Origin of the sequence: Amycolatopsis sp. NPDC058340, from assembly GCF_042723975.1 — a bacterium.
Lineage (GTDB): Bacteria > Actinomycetota > Actinomycetes > Mycobacteriales > Pseudonocardiaceae > Amycolatopsis.
This window is the reverse complement of sequence record NZ_JBHXIB010000001.1, coordinates 36392-56520: the sequence shown is the minus strand read 5'-3', so window position 1 is coordinate 56520 and position 20129 is coordinate 36392. Positions and strand designations below refer to the sequence as shown.

The following is a 20129-nucleotide window of genomic DNA, read 5'->3' as shown; positions in this document are numbered from 1 at the left end:
ACGGTTAGAACCGTCCTTACCACTCACGAGGCGGGAAGCGGGTCAGTCGCGGACGCGCGGGATCTGCTGCGTCGCGTCCATGTCCGCGGCCGGGGCGGAAGCGGCTTCGTGCTTCTTCTCGCGGCGCGCCTTCAGGTACTCGATCACGATCGGCACCACCGAAACCAGCACGATCAGGATGAAGATCGCGTCCACGTTGTCGCGGATGAACGCGACCCCGCCGAGCAGGTGGCCGAGCGCGGTGATCCCGGCGGCCCACAGGATGCCGCCGATGACGGTGTAGACGAAGTACTTCTTCGGGTCCATCTTGCCGATGCCGGCGATCCAGGTGATGAACGTCCGCACGAACGGCACGAACCGCGCCAGCACGACCGCCTTCGGCCCGTGCTTCTCCAGGAAGGCGTGGGTCTGGTCCACGTACTTCTGGTTGAAGAACTTCGAATCCGGCTTGCGGAACAGCCACGGGCCGATCTTCCAGCCGAGGCCGTAACCGACCGCGTTGCCGATCAGCGCGGCGACGGTGACCAGGACGCACACCAGCCACAGCGGCGCGTCGATCGAACCGTTCGCGATGAACAGGCCCGCGGTGAACAGGAGTGAGTCACCGGGCAGCACCGGGAAGATGCTGCTCTCGATGAAGATGATCAGGCAGAGCACGGTGATGACCGGAACGGTCAGCCCGCTCAGCAGGTGCTGCGGGTCCAGCCACTCCGGCAGGAGGCCCATCGTCGTCACGTTGTTCTGCGCCAGGATCACACCAAAACGGTACAGGGTGACGCAGAGTGCCTAGGCGCCGTCCGGTGAGTCTGTTCGCGGTCTTCGCGCCCAGGTGGTTCCTGACGGCACGGGCGGTCCAGCCGGGTACGACCCCGGTACGAGGCCGAACCGCCCGCACCGTCAGGAACAACCTGGATCACGAAGCCCATCGAACAGACTCACCGGACGGCGCCTGACCCGGCGGGAGACCGCGCTCAGATCAGCGTGAGCAGCCCGATCACCGAACCGGCGGCGAGCCCGAGCAGCACGGCCAGCAGCAACACCCAGTACGCGGGCAGTGGCGGACTGGCAGGCGGAGGCGGCGTCGGGCGCTCCGCCAGCCTGGCCGTTTCCGCGTCCTCCAGCGCGACGCGCTCTCGTTCGAGCGAGTCCGCGCCGGCTCCGGACAGCAGGCCGTACTGCAGCGGCAGTTCGTGTTCTCCCGTGGAACCGGGATTACTCTCGGTGTCCTTTTCGACCGGTTTGCCGGTGGTCGTCTCGGAGAGCCGCTCCGCCGAAGGGGCGAAGACGGCCTGAGCGCGCAGGGCGTCGGCCAGGAGTTTTTCCGGGTCCTTGGGCTCGCTCATCCGGACTCCTTTCGCCGCTACCCGTCGCTGACCGATACACCGCCTTCGATGGCGCTGCTCAATGTAGCCGCAACGTCGTCTTTGACCCACTCGCCCTGACGAAGCACCTTGACCGGCCGCAGGTCGCGGTCGAGCACGACGACGTCGGCCGCGAGCCCGGCCCGCAGCGAGCCGGTCCGGTCGGCGATGCCGAGCAGTTCGGCGGGGCGTCCGGAGGTCGCGCGGACGGCGTCGAGCAGGTCGATACCCGCGCCGCGCACGAGGTTGCGGAAGGCCGCGTCCATGGTCAGCGTGCTGCCCGCGAGCGAACCGTTCCCGGCCAGGGTGGCGACGCCGTCGCGGACGTCGACCTCGAGGCGGCCGAGGATGTAGCTGCCGTCGGCGGCGTCGGTGGCCGACATGGCGTCGGTGATGAGCACCGTCCGGCCCTTGCCCGCGTGGTGCGCGGCCAGCCGCAGCACGGTCGGGTGCACGTGGACGAGGTCGCAGATCAGCTCGACGGTGATGCGCTCGTCGTCGAGGAGGGCGCCGATCGGGCCCGGCTCGCGGTGGTGGAGCGGCCGCATGGCGTTGAAGAGGTGGGTCGCGACCGAGGCGCCCGCGTCGATCGCGGGGATGATCTGGTCCTCGACGCCGTCGGTGTGCCCGATGGCGGCGATGACCCCCGATTCGGCCAGTTGCCGGACGGCCTTGATCCCGCCGTGCAGTTCGGGGGCGAGGGTGACCATCCGGATGTCGCCGCGGCCCGCGCCGAGCAGCGCGTTGACCGTCGCCGTGTCCGGCTCGATCAGCGTCGCCGGGTCGTGCGCGCCGCACCGCGCTTTCGAGATGAAGGGTCCTTCAAGGTGAATTCCGGCAAGTTCACCCTCTTGGACCAGCTCACGCAGGGCCGCGATCTGGTCCCTGAGCACCGGGATGGGGTCCGAGACCAGACTGCCGAGCATGGTCGTGGTCCCGTGCCGCCGGTGCGCGCGGACCGCGCGGAGCAGCTCCTCGGGGTTCGCGCTGGAGAACGATCCGCCCCCGCCGCCATGGCAGTGGGTGTCGACGAACCCGGGCACGACCAGGTGCCCGTCGACGTCGACGCGATCGATGTCCGGGGGTGTCCCGGAGCCGACTTGGACGATCTTGCCGGCGGCGATAGCCAGCCAGCCGTCGTCGAGTACACGGTCCGGGGCGACGACCCGGCCGCCCACGATCACGAAATCTCCGGCGCCTCTCACGCCCCCCAGCATATATTGGTCTGGACCAAGCATGGCGGCACAACCCAGCGGTCGAGATGAAGGCCGGGCATCAGTTCGGTGACTGCATCGCTTTCTGCAGTGCTTCGAGCGCCCGGCTGGCGGTTGACTTAACGGTACCTTTCGAAATCCCGGCGGCCTCCGAGATTTCGGCCTCACTCAGCCCACCGTAGTAACGGAGGACGAGAACCTCGCGCTGGCGAGGGGGCAGTTTGGACAAAGCGCTCACAACGGCCTGATGTTCACTCGACAGCATGGCGAGGCTTTCCGCCGAACGCGCGTTGACGGCGTGCGGCGCGACGTACTCGCGCGCGGTCTTGCGGCGGCGCAGCACGCTGCGTGAGCCGTTGACCACGGCGGTGCGCAGGTATCCGACGGCCGCGGCGGCGTCGCGCAGGCGCCCCCAGTTGCGGTGCAGCCCGGTGAAGGCCTCCTGGACGACGTCCTCGGCGGTCGCCGGTTCGTCCACGAGCAGGATGGCCAGCCGCACGAGCCGCATCCGGTGCTGGCGATAGAGATCCTCAAGGGTCAGCGGTGCCGCAGGCGGCGGTGGCGTGACCGGTCCGTCCATGGTGCGCAGATGGCCGAGGGTCGCCTCGACACTGCGTTCCGCATTGCCCTCGAGCATGTACCCCTACCTGTTCATTTACCCCTTTGAAGCACAACCTGTGCGTGGCGCTCGATCAGCGTATCGGGTGGGGCGACGGTCCTGCCTGATCGGATCCTGAGAAGCTGGGGGGCGTCTGTCGGAACGACCTTGGAGATGTCGATGGCCTGGTTCCTGGTGGAGATCACGTACGTGCAGGAGAAGCTGGCGGACGTGCGTCCCCGGCACCGGAAGTTCCTCTCCGACCTCGCCGACCAGGGCGTCGTCGCGCTCGGCGGCCCGCTGGGCGACGGCTCCGGCGGCATCTCGATGTACCAGGCGGCCGACGAGGCGGCGCTGCTCGACATCATCGACCAGGACCCGTACCACCTCGAAGGTGTCGTGGCGAAGCGGACGGTGCGCGAGTTCAAGCCGGTGATCGGCGCCTGGATCCCGAAGGAAGCCTGACGGGTCACAGGTCGAGGGTGACCGGCTCGCGTTCGACACAGACCCGGACGCGGTCGCCGGTCACCGTCGGCAGTTCGCACGTCCCGCAGAACCCCTGGCGGCACGAATACGCGATGCCGGGCACGGTCTCGCGCAGGACGTCGAGCGTCGTCCGGTCGGCGGGCACGTCCAGTGTCACGCCGCTGCGCGCGAGTTCGACGCGGAACGGCTTGCCGCCGACGATCGGCGGCGTCGAGAACCGTTCGAAGAACACCGGTCCCGAGCCGCGCAGCGCCGCGTCCGTCCGGACGCCCACGATCATCGGAACCGGGCCGCAGCAGTAGATCGGCGCGCCCTCCGGTGCCCCTTCGAGCAATTCCGCGCCTGAGGCGGGGATCCCGTAGTCCGTGTCCGGCCGGATCCAGACTCGATCGCCGAATTCGGACAATTCCTCCAGGAACGGCATCGAAGCCTCGTCGCGACCGGTGTAGACCAGCCGCCAGTCCGCGCCGGAAGCGGCCGCCTGCCGCACCATCGGCAGGATCGGCGTGATCCCGATACCGCCCGCGACGAACAGATACGCCGGGCTCGCGACGAACGGGAACGCGTTGCGCGGGCCGCGCCCGGTGATCCGCGCGCCCTTCTTCAACGCGTGCATCGCCGTCGATCCCTCACCGAGCAACCGGACGCCGACGCGGTAGACCGAGCGGTCGTCCGGATCGCCGCACAGGGAGTACTGACGGACCAGGCCCGGCCGCGGCGAGAGATCGACATGCGCGCCGGGCCGCCACCGCGGCAGCGGCTCGCCGCGTTCGTGCACCAGCCGAAGGACGGCGACGCCGTCCGCCTGGGCGCGGAGGTCGTCGACGACCAGCGGGAGGTCACGGTCGACGGCGACCACAGGCGGACGGCGACGGCCGCTCACCCCGCTGAGCCTGCGGTACAGCGCGACGACACCGGTCAGCGAAGCCATCGCGCGGTCGGTGCGCCCGCTGCCGTCGAGCCGCAGTGGCCTCGGCGGTGGTTTCATCGGGGTTCGTCGGCGGCCAACGCGGCCGGCGAACTCGCGAGATACGCGACGGCCTGATCGGTGTTGCCGGTTTCGGCGGGGTGGTAGGACTTCCGGAAATACGGCCGGATCTCGCGCCGCAATTGCCTGCCCGACGGCAGCAAACCGAGCTTCGCCACGCGCAGATAGGTCCGGAAACTCGTCTTGCCCGGCCGGGTCGGGTCGTTCTTCATGAGGAACCTGGTGCCCCGCAAGAAGACCCACGCGAGCACCGGCGTCACCACGAGCATGCTGCGCACGCGGCGCGTGTAGCGGCCGTCGAGGTGCATGAACAGATCGAAGGCGACCGAGCGATGCTCGACCTCTTCGGCGCCGTGCCAGCGCAAGAGATCCAGCATCGTCGGATCGGCGCCCGCCTTGTCGAGCGCTTCGGCGTCGAGGATCCACTGGCCGAGGAACGCCGTGTAGTGCTCGATGGCCGCGATGATGGCGAGTCGTTCGATCAGCCATTCTTCGCGCCGTTTGGCGGAAAGGTCGCGGTCGCCGAGCAGACGGCGGAACATCCACTCCATCTGCGCGATGTACGGGCGGACGTCGACGCCCGCGGCTTCGAGGTGTTCGGCGGCGCCGTCGTGCGCCTCGGCGTGCATGGCCTCCTGGCCGATGAAACCGAGGACGTCCTCCTTGAGCCGCTCGTCGCGGATCAGCGGCACGGCCTGCTTGAACACCTCGACGAACCAGCGTTCGCCCTCCGGCAACGCGAGATGCAGCACGTTGATCGTGTGCGTCGCCTGCGGTTCGCCGGGGATCCAGTGCATCGGCAACGACGACCAGTCGAACTCGACGTCACGCGCGTGCAGGACGATCTGCTCGTGGTCGGTCACGACGACCTCCCGCTGAGTTCGTAGTCGCTCGCGTCGACCTTGCGGGTTTCGAGCCAATAGCGCCAGGTGAAGCCGGGCCAGATCGTCCGGTTGACGCCCTTCGCGTCGAGATACCAGCTCTTGCAACCGCCCTGGGTCCACACGCCCTTGACGAGCTTGTCCTGGATCTCGCGCTGGAACTTCTCCTGCACACCCGGGCGGACGTCGAGCGCGGCGGCGCCCCGCGAATCGGCGAGCTTGATCGCGTCGACGACGTAGCGGGCCTGCGATTCGATCATGAAGACCACGGAGTTGTGGCCCAGCGCGGTGTTCGGCCCGAGGAGGAAGAACAGGTTGGGGAAACCGGCGACGCTGATGCCCTTGTGCGTGTGCATCCCCTCGGTCGCCCATTCCTTGGCGAGATCACGGCCGTCGATCCCGGTGATGTCCAGGTACTCCAAGGCATCCGTGACCTTGAAACCGGTGCCGTAGATGATCGCGTCGACCTCGTGCTCGACGCCGTTCCCGTCGACGACGCCGTGCGCCTTGACCTCGCGCACGCCGTCGGTGTTGACGTCCACATTGGACCGATTGATCGCCGGGTAGTAGTCGTTGGAGATCAGCACCCGCTTGCAGCCCATGGTGTAGTCCGGGGTGACCTTCTTGCGCAGCTTCGGATCCTTGATGGCCTTGGCGATATGCCGCTTCGCGATCACCTCGCCGGCCTTCATGATCGCGGGATGCCCGTTGAAGCCGACGGCGCGCACTTCGAGGAACCAGTACAGCGCGTTGCGGTAAAGCCGTTGCACACCGGGGATCCGGCGGAACGCGGTCTTGGCCCAGCCGGGCATCGCGTGGTCGGGCTTCGGCATGATCCACGGCGGCGTGCGCTGGAACAGCGTGAGTTCGTCGACCTCGGGGGCGATCTGAGGCACGAACTGGATCGCGCTCGCGCCGGTGCCGACCACGGCGACCTTCTTGCCGCGCAGGTCGTACTCGTGGTTCCACTGCGCGGAATGCCAGGTCTGGCCCTTGAACTTCTCGATTCCGGGCAGCTCGGGCACCTGCGGGATGTGCAGGCCGCCGACACCGGAGACCAGGAACTGGGCTTCGAACTCACCCGATTTGGTGTGCACGTGCCAGCGGCGCTCGGTGTCGTCCCAGGTCGCGCCGGTGAGCTCGACGCCGAACCGGATCTTGCGCCGCAGCCGGTACTTGTCGGTGACGTCCTTGAGGTACTGGAAGATCTCGGGGGCGGGCGAGAACGACCGCGACCAGTCCGGGTTCTGCTCGTAGGAGAACGAGTACATGTGGGACTGCACGTCGCAGGCGCAGCCGGGGTACGAGTTGTCGCGCCACGTACCGCCGACTTCGTCCGCCTTCTCCAGGATCACGTAATCGGTGATCCCGGCCTTTTCGAGCTGGATGGCCTGGCCGAGCCCGGAGAATCCGGTGCCCACGATCACGACCTTGAATCGCTCGGTCATCTGCGCCCTCCACGTCGAGGCTTTCCTGCGCAGATGACGTTACCTCAAGTAACAGTTACTTGCTAGTACTACCTACCCGTCAGTACGTGCCGCCGAGCTTCGTGTGGTCCCAGCTCACGATCTTGGTCGGCCGGAAAATCAGCCCGATCCGCTTCGGGGCCTGCTTGCCGATGAACCCGGAGAGCTCGTCGGGCACCGGGTCCCCGGGCTTCGCGCCCGCGTACCGCTGCATGAGGTTGATCCCCATCTGGGTGACCGCGGCCGTATCGGTGACGACCTCGACATCGGCTTCGAGAGAGACCCCGCGCAGCTTCTCGTAGCTGTCGCCGTCCTCGATGAGCACGGTGGCGCGGGGGTCTCGCTCCAGGTTCTTCGCCTTCTGGGAGGTGCCGTAGGTCCAGGTCGCGACGCCGGACTCGTACGGGTAGTACCAGAGGGGCGCCAGATGCGGGCGGCCGTTCGGGCCGATCGTCGCGACGTTGATGACCTTCTGCTCGTCGAGGTAGGCGGCGAGTTCGTCAGGTGACATGCGGATCTGGTCGCGACGGGACATGCGTCAGCCCTTTCGAGTGGCGGCCCGGCCTGCCTGGCCGGTCACTGAAGATTCGTACGCCCCGCGCTCCTTGATGTCCATGAGCGCGGCGGCGTCGGCCTTCTTGATCCGGCCCTTCGCGCCGATCTCGATGATCGGCGGCAGGAAGGCGCGGATCAGCTTCAGGCCGCCGACCCAGCGGGGCACGTGCACGGTGCGGGCGCGTTTGTTGACCCCGGCCTGGAGGTGGTCGAGCGCGACCGACAGCGGGTACGTCTTGCCGAGCAGGCCGGGCATGCCGGCGCGGAGCTTGCCGAAGACCGGGTGCTGGTCGGCGCTCTCGACGAGGTCGGTGCGGATCCAGGTGGGGTGCGCGACGCCGACCTTCACGCCGAGGTGGGCGACTTCGGCGCGGAAGCTGTTGCAGAACGCCTCGACGCCCGCCTTCGCGGCGGCGTAGTTCGCCATGCCGGGCGCGTGGGTGATCGCGGCCAGTGAGGAGATGGCCAGCAGGTAGCCCTTGCGGTCGATGACATGCGGAAGGGTGACGCGGAAGGTGCGCCAGACGCCGAGGAGGTCGACCTCGATGACCTTCTCGAAGGCGGCCGGATCCACCGACCGGACGAAACCGGAGGTCGCGATGCCGGCGTTCGCGATGACGATGTCGATCCCGCCGAAATGCTCGACGACGCCCGCGGTGGCGCGTTCGAGGTCGTCCCAGCTGGTGACGTCGGCTTCCCAGGCGTGCGCGCCGGGGCCGATCTTGTCGGCGACCGCCTGCTGTTCCTTGGCTTCGATGCCGACCAGGGCGACCTTCGCGCCCTGCGCGGCCAGGCGCTCGGCGAGTCCCGCGCCGATGCCCCTCGCGGCGCCGGTGATCAGGACGACCTTGCCGTTCACGCTGTTCTTGGCCACGTTGCCTCCTCGTCCGAGCCCTAAGGCTTTCGGACGGTACCTCAACCTACCCGGAGTAAGCTACCCGCAAGTAGGTGGGCTGAAAGGTCCCTTCACCGCATGCGACGCGGTGAAGGGCCCTTTCGGTGCATGAGACGCGGGGAAAGTCCCCTTCAGCTCCCGGCGGCGCTGAGGGCGTCGATCTCGTCGGAGGTCAGCGCGAGGTCGGCGGCGGGCAGGAGGTCGTTCAGCTGCTCGACCGAACGGGCGCTCGCGATGGGCGCGGTGACGGTCGGCTGAGCGAACAGCCACGCGAGTGAAACGGCGGCGACCGGAACGCCGCGGGAGGCCGCGACCTGGTCGAGCGCCGCGAGCACTCGCTCGCCCCGTTCGTCCAAATAGGACGATGCGCGGGCGGCGCGCGGGCTGTCCCCGAGGTCGTCCTTCGAACGGTACTTCCCGGCGAGGAAACCCTTGGCCAGCGAGAAATACGGCAGGACGGCCAGCCCTTCCCGCTCGACCGTCGGCGCCAGTTCCCGCTCGTAGTCCCGCTCGACGAGGTTGTAGTGCGGTTGCAGCGCGACGAACTTCGCCAATCCTTCACGGTCCGAAATGGACAGTGCTTCGCCCAGCCGTTCGGCGGAGTAGTTCGACGCCGCGACGTAGCGCACCTTGCCCGCGCGTACGAGCGCGTCGAAGGCGCGCAGCGTCTCCTCGATCGGGGTGTCCGGATCGTCGATATGCGCGTAGTAGAGGTCGATGTGATCGGTCCGCAGCCGTCGCAGCGAGTCTTCGGCCGCCGCCGCGATGTTCGCCGCCGACAGCCCCTTGCGCTGCTCCCACATACCCGTCTTGGTCGCGATGACGATGTCGTCACGGCGGCCGCGTTTGGTCAGCCAGTCACCGATGATCGTCTCGGAGCCGCCCTGGGAGTACAGGTCGGCGGTGTCGATGAAGTTGCCGCCCGCCGCCGTGTAGGCGTCGAGGACGGCGAAGGACTGGTCCTGGTCCGCGGTCCAGCCGAAGACGTTGCCGCCGAGATTGATCCCCCGGACGTCGAGGTCGGTGTTCCCGAGTTTCGCCATGGTTCGAACATAAGGGAAGACATCGCCCGCCCGCGGCGTTGCCTCGGAACATGGGAATCGAACTCGGCAGGATCGGCATCTGGCAGCACGAATCCGTCTTCACCCCGGAGATCGCCCGTGAGCTGGAGCAGCTCGGCTACGGCGCGATCTGGCTCGGTGGCTCACCGGACGGCGACCTCGTGAAGGCGGAGGAGCTGCTCGACGCGACGAAGACGATCAAGGTCGCCACCGGCATCGTCAACATCTGGAAGGACGACGCGGCCACGGTCGCCGAGTCGTACAAGCGCATCGAAGCGAAGCACCCTGGCCGCTTCCTGCTCGGGATCGGTGCCGGGCACCGCGAGCACACCGCCGAATTCAAGAAGCCGTACACGGCGCTGGTCGAGTACCTCGACGCCCTCGACGCCGCCGGGGTGCCCGTCGAAGGCCGCGTTCTCGCCGCTCTCGGCCCGAAGGTGATCAAACTCGCAGGAGACCGCACAGCGGGAGCCCACCCGTACCTGATGACGCCCGAACACACCCGTCAGGCACGCGAGATCCTCGGCGACGGACCGCTGCTCGCGCCCGAGCAGAAGGTCGTCCTCGAAGCCGATCCGGCGAAGGCCCGCGAGATCGGGCGGCCGAGCGTCAAGTTCTACCTCGGCCTCGTCAACTACACGAACTCCCTGCGGAAACTCGGTTTCACCGACGAAGACCTGGCAGGCGAGGGCAGCGACAAGCTGATCGACGCGCTGGCGGTCCACGGCGACGCCGAAACCGTCGCCCGCGGCGTCACCGCGCATATCGAAGCCGGGGCGGACCACGTCAACATCCAGGTACTGAACCAAGACCCCCTGCCGGTCTACCGGGCGCTCGCCGCGATCCTCCTCTGACGCGACGGCTGTAGGCACCTCCCGGCCGACCTCGTACGATGCGGCCGAGAGGTGCACCAGCCTGCTTCGAGGAGGAGTAAACGATGCCCATCGCCACCCCCGAGGTCTACGCGGAGATGCTCGACCGGGCGAAGGCGAACGAATTCGCCTACCCGGCCATCAACGTGACCTCGTCGGAGACCCTGAACGCCGCCATCCGCGGGTTCGCCGAGGCGGAGAGCGACGGGATCATCCAGTTCTCCACCGGCGGCGCGGAGTTCGCGTCCGGCAAGAAGGTCAAGGACATGGTGACCGGTTCGGTCGCGCTCGCCGAGTTCGCCCAGGTCGTCGCCGCCAAGTACGACGTGAACGTCGCGCTGCACACCGACCACTGCCCGAAGGACAAGCTCGACGGCTTCGTCCGCCCGCTGATCGAGATCTCGGCCGAGCGGGTCAAGAACGGCCAGCACCCGCTGTTCCAGAGCCACATGTGGGACGGCTCCGCGATCGACCTCGACGAGAACCTCGAGATCGCGCAGGAGCTGCTCGCCAAGGCCGCGGCCGCGAACATCATCCTCGAGGTCGAGATCGGCGTCGTCGGCGGCGAGGAAGACGGCGTCGAAGCCGAGATCAACGAGAAGCTGTACACCGCCGAGGGCGACTTCCTGAAGACGATCGACGCGCTCGGCTCCGGCGAGAACGGTCGCTACCTGCTGGCCGCGACCTTCGGCAACGTGCACGGCGTGTACAAGCCCGGCAACGTGAAGCTGCGCCCGGACGTGCTCAAGGGCGGCCAGGAGGCGGCGGCGAAGAAGCTCGGCCTCCCGGCGGGTTCGAAGCCGTTCGAGCTGGTCTTCCACGGTGGTTCCGGCTCGCTGCCGGAGGAGATCCGCGAGGCGGTGTCGTACGGCGTCGTGAAGATGAACGTCGACACGGACACGCAGTACGCCTTCACCCGGCCCATCGCGGACCACTTCTTCAAGAACTACGACGGCGTCCTGAAGATCGACGGCGAGGTCGGCAACAAGAAGGTCTACGACCCGCGTAGCTACCTGAAGGCCGCCGAGGCCGGCATGGCCGCGCGCGTCGTCGAGGCCGCTCAGTCGCTGGGCTCCGCCGGCAAGAAGCTCTGACCTCTCCGCATTTAGTCCTCTAAATGCGGAAGTACGTGAAGGCCCCCTTCACTGCGTCTAGCGCAGTGAAGGGGGCCTTCACGTAATCGGTGCGTGGCTGAGGCCAGCGGGTTCAAGATCAGCGAAATGTCGGTCACTTGTGCTGTGGAATGTCGGTTCACCTGGTCGTGAAATGTCGGTCGAGGGTACTGTGAGATGTACACGACCCCCGGCATTTCGAGGAGCTATGGCCGAATCGGAGCTGGTACGGGCCAGTTGCGCCGTCGCCGAGGAGTACTTGGCGAGCTTTCGTATCGTGATCCTCAACGGCCCGCGTCAGGCCGGTAAGACGACCATGCTCAGGCATCTGCACCGGCGTCACGGTGGTACCTCCTTCAACCTCGACGACGAGCAACTTCTGCAAGCGGCCATCGAGGACCCCGTCGGATTCGCCGGTACCGGTTCGGAGCCCAGGCTCATCGACGAGGTGCAACGGGCAGGAGACCCACTGATCAGGGCGATCAAGGCGGAAGTCGACGCGGAGAGTGGGCCAGGACGCTACGTCCTGGCCGGGTCCACCAGGTTCCTGGCGACTCCCAGCCTTTCGGAGTCCCTGGCAGGCCGTGGCGTCGTCGTCGATGTGTGGCCGTTTTCGCAGGGGGAGTTCGAGGGGCGGTTCGAGCGGTTCATCGATGTCGCTTTCGACGAACCCGGTCGTTTGCTCGGCCTCGGTCCCGCGAACGTCGATCGCGCGGACTACTTCGCGCGGATCTGTCGCGGAGGTTTTCCCGAACCCGCGCTTCTCGGCGGCGCGCGTGCGCGTAAAGCCTGGTTCCGTGCTTACGTGCAGGCCATCACGGAGCGCGACATCCGGGAGATGTCCAGGGTCAATGAACCCAGCGCGATGACGGCCTTGCTGGCTTACCTGGCCTCCATCACGGCGCAAGAGCACAACAGCGTGAACACGTCGACCAGGACAGGCCTTCACCGCACCACGGTGAACAAGTACGTCGAATTGCTCGAGGCGGTGTTCCTGGTCCACCGGCTCCCGGCGTGGTCGCGAAATCTGACGTCCCGGGCGGTGAAACACGCCAAGCTGCACCTCACCGACACGGGGCTCGCCGCATCCTTGCTGGGCGTGTCACCGGAATCCCTGGCGAAACCCGTGGCGCCGACCCGTGGTCCCCTTGTCGAGACCTTCATCGTCAATGAACTGGCCAAGCAAGCGACGTGGAGTGAGGCCGAGGTTCGGCTGCACCACTGGCGAGTGAGCGGTGGCGCGGAGGTCGACGTGGTCGTGGAACGGGACGACGGACAGGTCGTGGGCGTCGAAGCGAAGGCGCGAGACACCGTGACGGCGGCGGACTTCCGTGGCCTCGCCCAGTTAAGAGACCTTCTCGGTGATCAGTTCACCCAAGGAATCGTCTTGCACACAGGGAGCCAGGGCGCCATCAGCTTCGGTGACCGGCTGATGGCGCTCCCGCTCGATTCCTTGTGGCGGGCCGGGCATGATCCGGCCACGTGAGACTCAGGCGGCGCGTGCGCGGCGCTTCTCCAGCAGCGAGTTCACCGCTCGCGTCCCCGGCCCGGCGGCCGCCCACAGCACGCCGACCCCGGCCAGGCAGACCGCGGCCGTCCAGTAGGCCACCGGCGGCGCCGATTCCGTCTGCGCGTCACCGAGGATCCACGGCCGGAACTGCGACTGCACCCACAGCATCCCGTAGCCGAACGCCGTCACCAGCAGCGCGCCCGCGCCCGCGGTCAGCATCGGATGCCCCCGCCCGATGCGGAACGCCAGGTCGACGGCGAGCCCGACGGCCAGCAGATAGAACGGCACGACCGACACCGGGAAGCCCATCCCGAGCAGCAGCGGCCACATCACCAGCCGGTACGCGAGGTACGCGGCGGCGACCGTCGTGCCTGCCCAGCGGAAGCCGGTCGTGTGCCGCGCCAGCGCGAAGATCAGCGCCATCACGCCGATACCCCACAGCGGGTACACCCAGTCGTCGATCGGCATCGTGAAGTACTCGACGGCCACCCGGTCGACCGGATGCCCGATCTGGTTGGCGGCGAAGTTCAGCAGCTCGGGCTCGGCCTCGGGCGTGCCGCGCTCCCAGGCGCGCAGGCCGAGGATGCCGTACTCCTGCTGACCGTTCGGGAAGAACGTGTTCTCCAGGAAGAACGCCCACAGTCCGATCAGGACACCGGTGCGCAGGCGGCCGGGTTTGGCGTACTTGAGCCAGCCCATGATCACGCCGGCCTGCATGATGCCCGTTCCGATGTAGAGCATCATGTGCGACGGGCTCCACGCGGTCAGGTCGAGACCGTTGACGCGGTGGTTGATGACGTCCAGCGGCGCGGCGATGAGGAACACCACGAGCCCGATCTGCATCAGCCGCAGCGAACGCCGGTCGGCACCCATGCCGGTGTAGCTGTGGATCGCCACCAGCACCATGATGATCACCGTGCCGACGGTGTTGATCAGGTGCGGCGGGGCGAGGTCGTCGCGCAGCCACATGAAATGCCACGACATGTCCCAGGACGAGCCCACCAGTTTGAAGGCGAACGCGGCCAGCCACATCGAGTAGCAGAAGTTCAGCACCCAGTCCGGCGTGGCCTGTCCCGGCGCGCCGCGGTGCCAATGGAGCTTGAAGAACAGCCTCGTCTTCGCGATCGGGCTGCGGGGGATGACACCCGGCGAAAGGTCCCCGGTCACTTCTGTCGCCTTTGTCATGCGGGCCATCTTCCCTGCTCCAGATCACGGGATGGGCATTTGGGGTCGAAAATCGGGGTTCACCCGTAGGGGTGGTGGATTTGCGATCGGCGTGCGAAGCAGGGCAAGGTGTGCCGCCATGATGCCGAAACGACTCGTCGCGGCGGTCCTCGTCGCCGCTCTGGTGCTGGCCGGTGGGGGCATTCTCGGGAGCCTGTTCTTCTAGTCACAGCGCTGCTGATCGCGCGCTGACGAAAGCTCGCCGAAGGGGCGTCGTTCTCCGGCGATGGTCGCGTGAGCCGAGATGCGCCTCTTCAACGAACTTTCGTGGCCTTCGGCCGACAGAGGGCGCGCGATATGAAGTCTCCGCCGGGCGCGGGGCGCCCTTGGGGAGACGGGTCGGCACAATGGCCCGTATGACGAACCTCCTCGGCCCCCAGCCGACGCATCTCCCCGAGCACACCGCCGCGCAGGCGGCGCTGGACGCCGGGACCGATCCGGCCGCCGTCGCCGCCGAGCACCCCGACTACAGCGAGGCGTGGGCCTCCCTCGCCGAGAAGGCGCTCGAAGCCGGCGAGACCGTCGCCGCGTACGCGTACGCCCGCACCGGTTACCACCGCGGACTCGACCAGCTTCGCCGCGCGGGCTGGAAGGGACACGGGCCGGTGCCGTGGTCGCACCGCCCGAACCAGGGTTTCCTGCGCTCCCTCGCCGTCCTCGGCAAGGCCGCCGGCAAGATCGGCGAGACCGAGGAGTACGACCGCTGCAAGACCTTCCTCGCCGACTCGGACCCCGCCGCCGCGGAAGCCACCGGCCTCAAGTGACCTCGTGAGTGGTAAGGACGGTTCTAACCGTCCTTACCACTCACGAGCCCTAGAACAGGCCGCAGTTCCCCACGGCAGGCAGCCCCGCGAAGCGTCCCTCAAGCCAGGCGAAAGCCTCCGGGAACGCCCGGATCGCCCCGCCGACGTGCGTCGGAACCAGCGAAGTCGAGAACTGCACCTTCGCGCCCTTCGCGCACCACGAGCGCGCCATGGTCCGCCCCTGCGCGTAGGGGACGATGTCGTCGAGGGCACTGTGGACGACCAGCGTCGGCGCGCCCGGCTTGCGCGCACCGATGAGCTGCTCACCGACTCGCGTCTTGTACGGCTCTTCGCCGAGGTACGCGGTCAGCGGCCTGCCGTCCTTGGTCAGGTCCTTCGACTGGGTGAACGCGTGCGCGAAGATCGCGTCTCCGGTGCACTCCTGCTTGACCTTCTCGAACGCTTCGGCGCCCTTCGCGTTCAGCAGCGACGGAATGTTCAGCTCCGGGTACGCCGCGTCCATGCTGACCAGCGTGAATCCGAGGAATCCGAAGGCGTAGTGCCCGTCGATGTTCTTGCCGACCTCGGCCAGATCGGCCGGGACAGCGCCCGCGTACGAGCCCTTCAGCTTGAGCTCGGGCGCGTACGACGGCTGGAGTTCGGCGGCCGACGCCGACGCGCCGCCGCCCTGCGAGTAGCCCGCGGTCGCGACCGGGCCGTTGTCGGGCAGGTTCGCTTCGGGCAGGCGCTGCGCCGCGCGGATCGAGTCGAGGACGGCGTTGCCCTCGGCGACGCGGTTGACGTACGTGTGGACGCCGGGAGTGCCGAGGCCTTCGTAGTCGGTGACGACGACGCCGTAGCCGCGAAGCAGCAGCCCGGCGATGAAGGGGCCTTCGTACTCCATGCCCGCCGCGAGGGCTTTCGACGGCGCGCACTGGTCGCCGACGCCCTGCGTCCCGGCCGCGTAGCCGATGACCGGCCGTTCGCCCGCGCCGGTCCACGCCTTCTTCGGGGTGAGCACGGTGCCGGTCACGGCGTTGGCCCGGCCGTGGGTGTCGGTGCTGCGGTACATGATGCGCTGGACGTCCGCGTCGGCCTTGATGAGTTTCACGGGATCGACGTAGAAGGTGGACGGCTCGTGCCGGATGATGTCGCCGGGAGCACCCGCGGGCAGTGGCGACGGGGGATCGTAGAAGGACGGGGCGGCGCCGGCCTGTGGTGCCCCGAAGGTCAGCAGGGCCGCGATGGTGGCCGCTGAGACGGCGGCGGACACACCGCGCCGGGATCCTGGACGCATGCTTGCTCCTCGTTGAGCACAAACATTTTCGACAGACGTGTCGAAAAAGAGAGTCAGTGAGGTGGCGCACAATGTCAAGCCCGTCGCCGCGAGGGAGACCCCGCAAACTCCCGATCGGCGAGCAACGCGCACGGGTGCTGGGTTCGGCGGCAGGCGTCTTCGCGGTGCACGGCGCGCAGGCCGCGACGATCGAGCAGATCGCCCGGCGCGCGGGCGTGTCCCGCCAGGCCGTCTACGAGCAGTTCGGCGATCGCACGACGTTGTTCGCCGAGGTCGTCGCCGATATCGAGGAACGCGCCTTCGAGGCGATCGGCGCGCCCGCCCTCGACCTCTCGCAGCCCGAGCTCCGGTCCTGGGCCCGCGCCAACTACGCCAACATGTTCGCCTTCGTCGCGGCGAATCCCGACGCGTTCCCCGTCTTGCGTGAAGCGGAGCGCATGGGCGACCCGGCCCTCACCCGGCTCCGGGAACGGCTGGCGGCCGTCTACACCGAGGCGAGCCGTCAGCGCTGGGCACGCCACGGCGTCGACTCCGGCCGCGCGGACAAGGCCCTGGTCACGCTGTTCTTCGCGATGACCGAGGCACTCGTCCAGGCGAGCTGGGACGGTGAGCCGCCCGACGCGGACGCGCTCATCGACCTGCTCACCGAATTCACCGTCGGCGGCGTCGTCCGGCTCCGGACCGCGGCCGCCGACGTGATGGAAAGACTGCGTTAGGCCGCGACGGCCTCCAAAGCGACTTCGGCGACCGCCGCCAGATCCGGTGACGAGACCACCCGGTTGCGGCCGTTGCGTTTCGCCGCGTAGACCGACGCGTCCGCCGAGGCCATGACCTCGTCGATCGTGCGGCCGTCGAGCGGGAACGTCGCGACGCCGACCGACGCCGTCCGCTGCTCGATGACCACGGCGTTGCCCTCGTTGTCCTGGGTTTTGATGACCATTTCGCTGATCCGCTGCCGGATCCGCTCGGCGACCGCGACGGACTCCTGCTTCGAAGACGCGGTCAGGAGCACGACGAACTCCTCGCCGCCGAAGCGGCCGGCGAGGTCCTGCGCCCGGGTTTCGGCCTTGACCAGCGCCGCGACGCCCTTGAGCACGTCGTCGCCCGCCAGGTGGCCGTAGGTGTCGTTGATGCTCTTGAAGTGGTCGAGGTCGATCATCAGCGCGCCGAACTGGCCGTTCTCGCGCTCGGCGCGGGCGACCTCGCGGACGGCGCCCTGCTGCCAGGTCGTGGCGTTGAGCAGCTGGGTCTTCTGGTCGGTGGTGGCGAGCTCTTCCAGCTGCTTGATCAGCACCGAACGCTGCAGCAGGTACAGCGGCAGGAAGACGAGCAGCACCAGCACCGGCTGATGCGGCAGGACGGCGAGCACGAGCGCGCCGATGCAGACCGTCGAGGCCTCCAGGATGTTGTCGTCCCAAGAGCCGAGGAGCGTCTGGACGGTCGCCTTCTTGGGTGCCGCGAAGTACAGGCCGGTGCCGGTGAAGACGGCGTTCATCAGGAAGAAGGCGAGGCTCGCGGCGCAGATCGACGTCACCGACGCCGTGTCGGCGCCGACGAGCTGCACGGTCGCCCAGGCGGCGAACGCGGTCAGCGTCATCGATGTGGCGTTCGCCACAGTTCGGTGGGGGTTGACCGTGCGAAGGCCCGCCCAGCTGCGGTATCCGAGGTGAAGATAGATCACGGTTACGAGAAGCGCGGTCAATTGCGGCGGGAGCAGGATCGCGCCCGGCAGCACCCAGACCGAGGTCATGTTGATATGCGGGGTGACGCTCATACTGCGGCGCTGGCGCTCGATCCGGCGGGTCGCCTCGGTGTGCGCGATGGCGAGCCCGGCGAGCAGGAAACACAGCAGGACCTGCGAAGACGTGATGGCGATGGATGCGGCGAAGACCCCCGTCAGTGCCAGCATCGTCGCGACGGACAGCCCGGTGTAGGCGATCCAGTGCTTAGGCCTCTTCCACAGCTCCCACGCGCCTACCGTGAGAGCCGAACGATGTCCAGCGCGTTCCTCCGATGTGATCATCTTTCCCCCTGACTCTTGCGTCATTCTCCGAAACCCCCTACTTACGGACAGCTTCTACCGACTTGCGGGCTGTCGACAAGCTCCCTAGGTGTGTACTTTTCTCTGAGAGGTCGAGGGAAAGGTGCCAGCGATGGCCGGTAGGGATCAGTGAACTGGGGCGCGCGCCAGACGTCCGCGCGATCGGGCCGGCGCGTGGAACACCTCAATGTTCTGCGCGTGCGGCGTCTTTTTCCTGCCACCGTTCCGGGTCGCGGCTGAGGGTCCGGAACCAGCTCAACGCGAGCGGGACGGTCAGCACCAATCCCGCAAGCCCGAAGACGCCGACCGTCGACTGAGGGCCGACCTGGTCCGCCAGGATGCCGCCGATCAGGGGACTCACGCCCATCGTCGTGGTCAATCCGGTGTTCGACAGCCCCATCACCTGTGCCCGGCTCTCGTCCGGCACGGCCAGCGTCAGCGACGCGGTGGCCTGCATCAGCGCCACCGTGCCGAAGCCGCCGCAGAGCACGAACAACACGATCGACGCCCACGGCCCCGGCTGCAGGAAGCACAGCAGCAGCGGAATCGCCGTCAGCGCCGAAAGCGGCCCGATCAGTTTCGGTCTGACGTGCGACGGCACCCAGCGTGAATAGATGAACGCGCCGATCACGCTGCCGATCGGATCGGCGGCCAGCAGCAGGCCGATGATTTCGGGGCCGCCGCCCGACGAGGCGACGTAGGGCGCCGCGATGCCCTCGTACACCGGCAGCAGGCCCATCAGCCAGGTGAACAGCAGCAACGAGCGCAGCCCGGAGCTGGCGAAGACGATCTTGCCGCCCGAGCCGATCGAGGCGAAGAACGACTTGCGCTTCTCGCCGGTCGCCGCGGCCGGACGCGACTTCAGCCCGAACCGGACGAACAGCGCCGAAATCACGAAGGTGACCGCGTCCAGCGCGAGGGCGATATGGGGTTCGAGCGCGGTCAGCAGGAGTCCGCCGCCGGCGAATCCCGCCAGCTGCGCCGACTGGACGGTCATGCTGCGGATCGCCATCCCGACGACGAACCGGTCGCCTTCGAGGATCTGCGGTAGCAGGGCCAGCTGGGCCGCCTTGAACGGCGGGTTCAGCAGCGAAACCGCGCCGACGAGGACGCACAGGACCCAGAACGGCAGTACCGGCACCGCGACCAGCGCGATCAGCAAGGCCCGTAACAGGTCGACGACCACCATCACGGTCCGCCGGGGGAACCGGTCCGCGAACCCGGTGAGGAAGATGCCGCCGAGCAGCGAAGGGGCGTAGGTCAGCGCGTAGGTGAGACCGGTCAGGGTCGCGGAGCGGGTTTCGGTGAAGACGAGGACGGAGAGGGCGACCCTGGCGAGTTGATCACCGAAGATCGAAAACAGCTCGGCGAACCAGAGCGAACGGAACTCGGCTACACCGAACACCGCTCGGTAAGTGACCCGTCCGGCCGAAGCCATGTTGCCCCCAATAGGGTCCTTATTACGCGACAAACTCGTGACCGAGAGTAACGCGGTCACGAGCTCGTCACGAAGCGTCATTCGTTCACGTAAGTGTCTCCTGACTGTTGGTGATTGGCTAGGTTCTTTCGCCGGGTTTCTGGAGTTGGAGATCTTTTTCGCGGATGAACGGCCGCCCGCGAAGATGTCCCGGTGGCCGGTATCGCGGTCCAGGCCAGCACTTTTAGCCTGTTTCGGGCTTTTCGCCGGGAAAAAGCGGACAGGGCGGCGTCACCCGGCGCGGGGATGTCGCGCCGCGACGGCGAGCCCTGCGCCGCTTGGGCCCGAACGGGCTTCGACTCCGCTCCGCGACGGCCGGAGCGACCGAGGACGCCGACGTCAGCCGCC

20 protein-coding genes are annotated in these 20129 nt (G+C 67.7%); 6 read left to right on the top strand and 14 right to left on the bottom strand.

All coding sequences use genetic code 11. The features are described from left to right. Positions 1–42: 42 nt before the first annotated feature. The 4 genes from ACFWIW_RS00270 to ACFWIW_RS00255 form a co-directional block, all read right to left on the bottom strand. Positions 43–756 carry a DedA family protein gene (locus ACFWIW_RS00270; RefSeq protein ID WP_240596584.1) on the bottom strand — a complete coding sequence of 238 codons (714 nt, stop codon included), beginning with the start codon at positions 754–756 and terminating at the stop codon, positions 43–45. A gap of 215 nt (positions 757–971) precedes the next feature. After that, positions 972–1343 carry a hypothetical protein gene (locus tag ACFWIW_RS00265; RefSeq protein WP_378366407.1) on the bottom strand — a complete coding sequence of 124 codons (372 nt, stop codon included), beginning with the start codon at positions 1341–1343 and terminating at the stop codon, positions 972–974. A gap of 17 nt (positions 1344–1360) precedes the next feature. After that, positions 1361–2545, bottom strand: a complete 1185-nt coding sequence (nagA, locus tag ACFWIW_RS00260; protein WP_240601583.1) for an N-acetylglucosamine-6-phosphate deacetylase — start codon at positions 2543–2545, stop codon at positions 1361–1363. Positions 2546–2636: 91 nt separating this feature from the next. Continuing rightward, positions 2637–3212 carry a SigE family RNA polymerase sigma factor gene (locus ACFWIW_RS00255; RefSeq protein WP_007032484.1) on the bottom strand — a complete coding sequence of 192 codons (576 nt, stop codon included), beginning with the start codon at positions 3210–3212 and terminating at the stop codon, positions 2637–2639. A gap of 141 nt (positions 3213–3353) precedes the next feature. Between ACFWIW_RS00255 and ACFWIW_RS00250 the strand changes: the two genes are divergently transcribed. Continuing rightward, complete coding sequence (locus ACFWIW_RS00250) at positions 3354–3638, top strand: YciI family protein (RefSeq protein ID WP_240596588.1); 285 nt, start codon at positions 3354–3356, stop codon at positions 3636–3638. Between the two features lie 4 nt (positions 3639–3642). Here the strand turns inward: ACFWIW_RS00250 and ACFWIW_RS00245 are convergent, their stop codons facing one another. From ACFWIW_RS00245 to ACFWIW_RS00220, 6 genes are all read right to left on the bottom strand, one after another. Continuing rightward, positions 3643–4647, bottom strand: a complete 1005-nt coding sequence (locus tag ACFWIW_RS00245) for a PDR/VanB family oxidoreductase (RefSeq protein ID WP_378366406.1) — start codon at positions 4645–4647, stop codon at positions 3643–3645. Next, positions 4644–5510 (bottom strand): metal-dependent hydrolase, encoded by an 867-nt coding sequence (locus ACFWIW_RS00240; protein WP_378366405.1) that lies wholly within the window; start codon positions 5508–5510, stop codon positions 4644–4646. The genes ACFWIW_RS00245 and ACFWIW_RS00240 overlap by 4 nt, the downstream gene beginning before the upstream one ends. Beyond that, positions 5507–6976, bottom strand: a complete 1470-nt coding sequence (locus ACFWIW_RS00235; RefSeq protein ID WP_378366404.1) for a flavin-containing monooxygenase — start codon at positions 6974–6976, stop codon at positions 5507–5509. Before ACFWIW_RS00235 ends, ACFWIW_RS00240 begins: the two co-directional genes overlap by 4 nt. 79 nt (positions 6977–7055) lie before the next feature. Beyond that, positions 7056–7529, bottom strand: a complete 474-nt coding sequence (locus ACFWIW_RS00230) for a pyridoxamine 5'-phosphate oxidase family protein (protein WP_378366403.1) — start codon at positions 7527–7529, stop codon at positions 7056–7058. Between the two features lie 3 nt (positions 7530–7532). Further along, the gene (locus ACFWIW_RS00225; RefSeq protein WP_378366402.1) at positions 7533–8423 is read right to left on the bottom strand and encodes an SDR family oxidoreductase; all 891 of its coding nucleotides are present in this window, start codon (positions 8421–8423) and stop codon (positions 7533–7535) included. A gap of 152 nt (positions 8424–8575) precedes the next feature. Next, on the bottom strand, positions 8576–9487 hold the full coding sequence (locus tag ACFWIW_RS00220; protein ID WP_378366401.1) for an aldo/keto reductase: 912 nt from the start codon (positions 9485–9487) through the stop codon (positions 8576–8578). 50 nt (positions 9488–9537) lie between these two features. Between ACFWIW_RS00220 and ACFWIW_RS00215 the strand changes: the two genes are divergently transcribed. The 3 genes from ACFWIW_RS00215 (at position 9538) to ACFWIW_RS00205 (ending at position 12975) form a co-directional block, all read left to right on the top strand. Next, the gene (locus ACFWIW_RS00215; protein ID WP_378366400.1) at positions 9538–10359 is read left to right on the top strand and encodes an LLM class F420-dependent oxidoreductase; all 822 of its coding nucleotides are present in this window, start codon (positions 9538–9540) and stop codon (positions 10357–10359) included. An 83-nt stretch (positions 10360–10442) separates the two neighbouring features. After that, entirely contained in the window at positions 10443–11471 is a 1029-nt protein-coding gene (gene fbaA, locus ACFWIW_RS00210) for a class II fructose-bisphosphate aldolase (protein WP_378366399.1), read from the top strand. A gap of 226 nt (positions 11472–11697) precedes the next feature. After that, positions 11698–12975 carry an ATP-binding protein gene (locus tag ACFWIW_RS00205; RefSeq protein WP_378366398.1) on the top strand — a complete coding sequence of 426 codons (1278 nt, stop codon included), beginning with the start codon at positions 11698–11700 and terminating at the stop codon, positions 12973–12975. Between the two features lie 3 nt (positions 12976–12978). Here the strand turns inward: ACFWIW_RS00205 and ACFWIW_RS00200 are convergent, their stop codons facing one another. Next, a complete protein-coding gene (locus ACFWIW_RS00200) occupies positions 12979–14184 on the bottom strand; it encodes a hypothetical protein (protein ID WP_378366397.1) in 1206 nt (401 codons plus the stop codon). A gap of 395 nt (positions 14185–14579) precedes the next feature. On the opposite strand from ACFWIW_RS00200, the gene ACFWIW_RS00195 reads away from it, so the two are divergent. After that, the gene (locus tag ACFWIW_RS00195; protein ID WP_378366396.1) at positions 14580–14987 is read left to right on the top strand and encodes a DUF3151 domain-containing protein; all 408 of its coding nucleotides are present in this window, start codon (positions 14580–14582) and stop codon (positions 14985–14987) included. A gap of 49 nt (positions 14988–15036) precedes the next feature. Here ACFWIW_RS00195 and ACFWIW_RS00190 read toward each other — a convergent pair whose 3' ends face one another. Next, complete coding sequence (locus tag ACFWIW_RS00190; RefSeq protein WP_378366395.1) at positions 15037–16263, bottom strand: lipase family protein; 1227 nt, start codon at positions 16261–16263, stop codon at positions 15037–15039. A 134-nt stretch (positions 16264–16397) separates the two neighbouring features. On the opposite strand from ACFWIW_RS00190, the gene ACFWIW_RS00185 reads away from it, so the two are divergent. Then, positions 16398–16979: a TetR/AcrR family transcriptional regulator gene (locus ACFWIW_RS00185; RefSeq protein WP_378366897.1), complete on the top strand. Its 582-nt coding sequence runs from the start codon at positions 16398–16400 to the stop codon at positions 16977–16979. On the opposite strand, the gene ACFWIW_RS00180 is transcribed toward ACFWIW_RS00185, so the two are convergent. Together ACFWIW_RS00180 and ACFWIW_RS00175 are read right to left on the bottom strand one after the other, a co-directional pair. Continuing rightward, complete coding sequence (locus tag ACFWIW_RS00180; RefSeq protein WP_240596612.1) at positions 16976–18286, bottom strand: GGDEF domain-containing protein; 1311 nt, start codon at positions 18284–18286, stop codon at positions 16976–16978. The two genes, ACFWIW_RS00185 and ACFWIW_RS00180, sit on opposite strands and share 4 nt — an antisense overlap. A gap of 202 nt (positions 18287–18488) precedes the next feature. Beyond that, positions 18489–19742, bottom strand: a complete 1254-nt coding sequence (locus ACFWIW_RS00175) for an MFS transporter (protein ID WP_378366394.1) — start codon at positions 19740–19742, stop codon at positions 18489–18491. Positions 19743–20129: the final 387 nt, after the last annotated feature.

Excerpts from the sequence above, each read along its gene's own strand:
- ACFWIW_RS00200 (WP_378366397.1), bottom strand. The coding sequence starts at position 14,184 with ATGACAAAGGCGACAGAAGTGACCGGGGACCTTTCGCCGGGTGTCATC.
- ACFWIW_RS00265 (WP_378366407.1), bottom strand. The coding sequence starts at position 1,343 with ATGAGCGAGCCCAAGGACCCGGAAAAACTCCTGGCCGACGCCCTGCGC.
- fbaA (WP_378366399.1), top strand. The coding sequence starts at position 10,443 with ATGCCCATCGCCACCCCCGAGGTCTACGCGGAGATGCTCGACCGGGCG.
- ACFWIW_RS00235 (WP_378366404.1), bottom strand. The coding sequence starts at position 6,976 with ATGACCGAGCGATTCAAGGTCGTGATCGTGGGCACCGGATTCTCCGGG.
- ACFWIW_RS00215 (WP_378366400.1), top strand. The coding sequence starts at position 9,538 with ATGGGAATCGAACTCGGCAGGATCGGCATCTGGCAGCACGAATCCGTC.
- ACFWIW_RS00190 (WP_378366395.1), bottom strand. The coding sequence starts at position 16,263 with ATGCGTCCAGGATCCCGGCGCGGTGTGTCCGCCGCCGTCTCAGCGGCC.
- ACFWIW_RS00175 (WP_378366394.1), bottom strand. The coding sequence starts at position 19,742 with ATGGCTTCGGCCGGACGGGTCACTTACCGAGCGGTGTTCGGTGTAGCC.
- ACFWIW_RS00230 (WP_378366403.1), bottom strand. The coding sequence starts at position 7,529 with ATGTCCCGTCGCGACCAGATCCGCATGTCACCTGACGAACTCGCCGCC.
- ACFWIW_RS00250 (WP_240596588.1), top strand. The coding sequence starts at position 3,354 with ATGGCCTGGTTCCTGGTGGAGATCACGTACGTGCAGGAGAAGCTGGCG.
- ACFWIW_RS00255 (WP_007032484.1), bottom strand. The coding sequence starts at position 3,212 with ATGCTCGAGGGCAATGCGGAACGCAGTGTCGAGGCGACCCTCGGCCAT.
- ACFWIW_RS00220 (WP_378366401.1), bottom strand. The coding sequence starts at position 9,487 with ATGGCGAAACTCGGGAACACCGACCTCGACGTCCGGGGGATCAATCTC.
- ACFWIW_RS00180 (WP_240596612.1), bottom strand. The coding sequence starts at position 18,286 with ATGATCACATCGGAGGAACGCGCTGGACATCGTTCGGCTCTCACGGTA.
- ACFWIW_RS00245 (WP_378366406.1), bottom strand. The coding sequence starts at position 4,647 with ATGAAACCACCGCCGAGGCCACTGCGGCTCGACGGCAGCGGGCGCACC.
- ACFWIW_RS00205 (WP_378366398.1), top strand. The coding sequence starts at position 11,698 with ATGGCCGAATCGGAGCTGGTACGGGCCAGTTGCGCCGTCGCCGAGGAG.
- ACFWIW_RS00195 (WP_378366396.1), top strand. The coding sequence starts at position 14,580 with ATGACGAACCTCCTCGGCCCCCAGCCGACGCATCTCCCCGAGCACACC.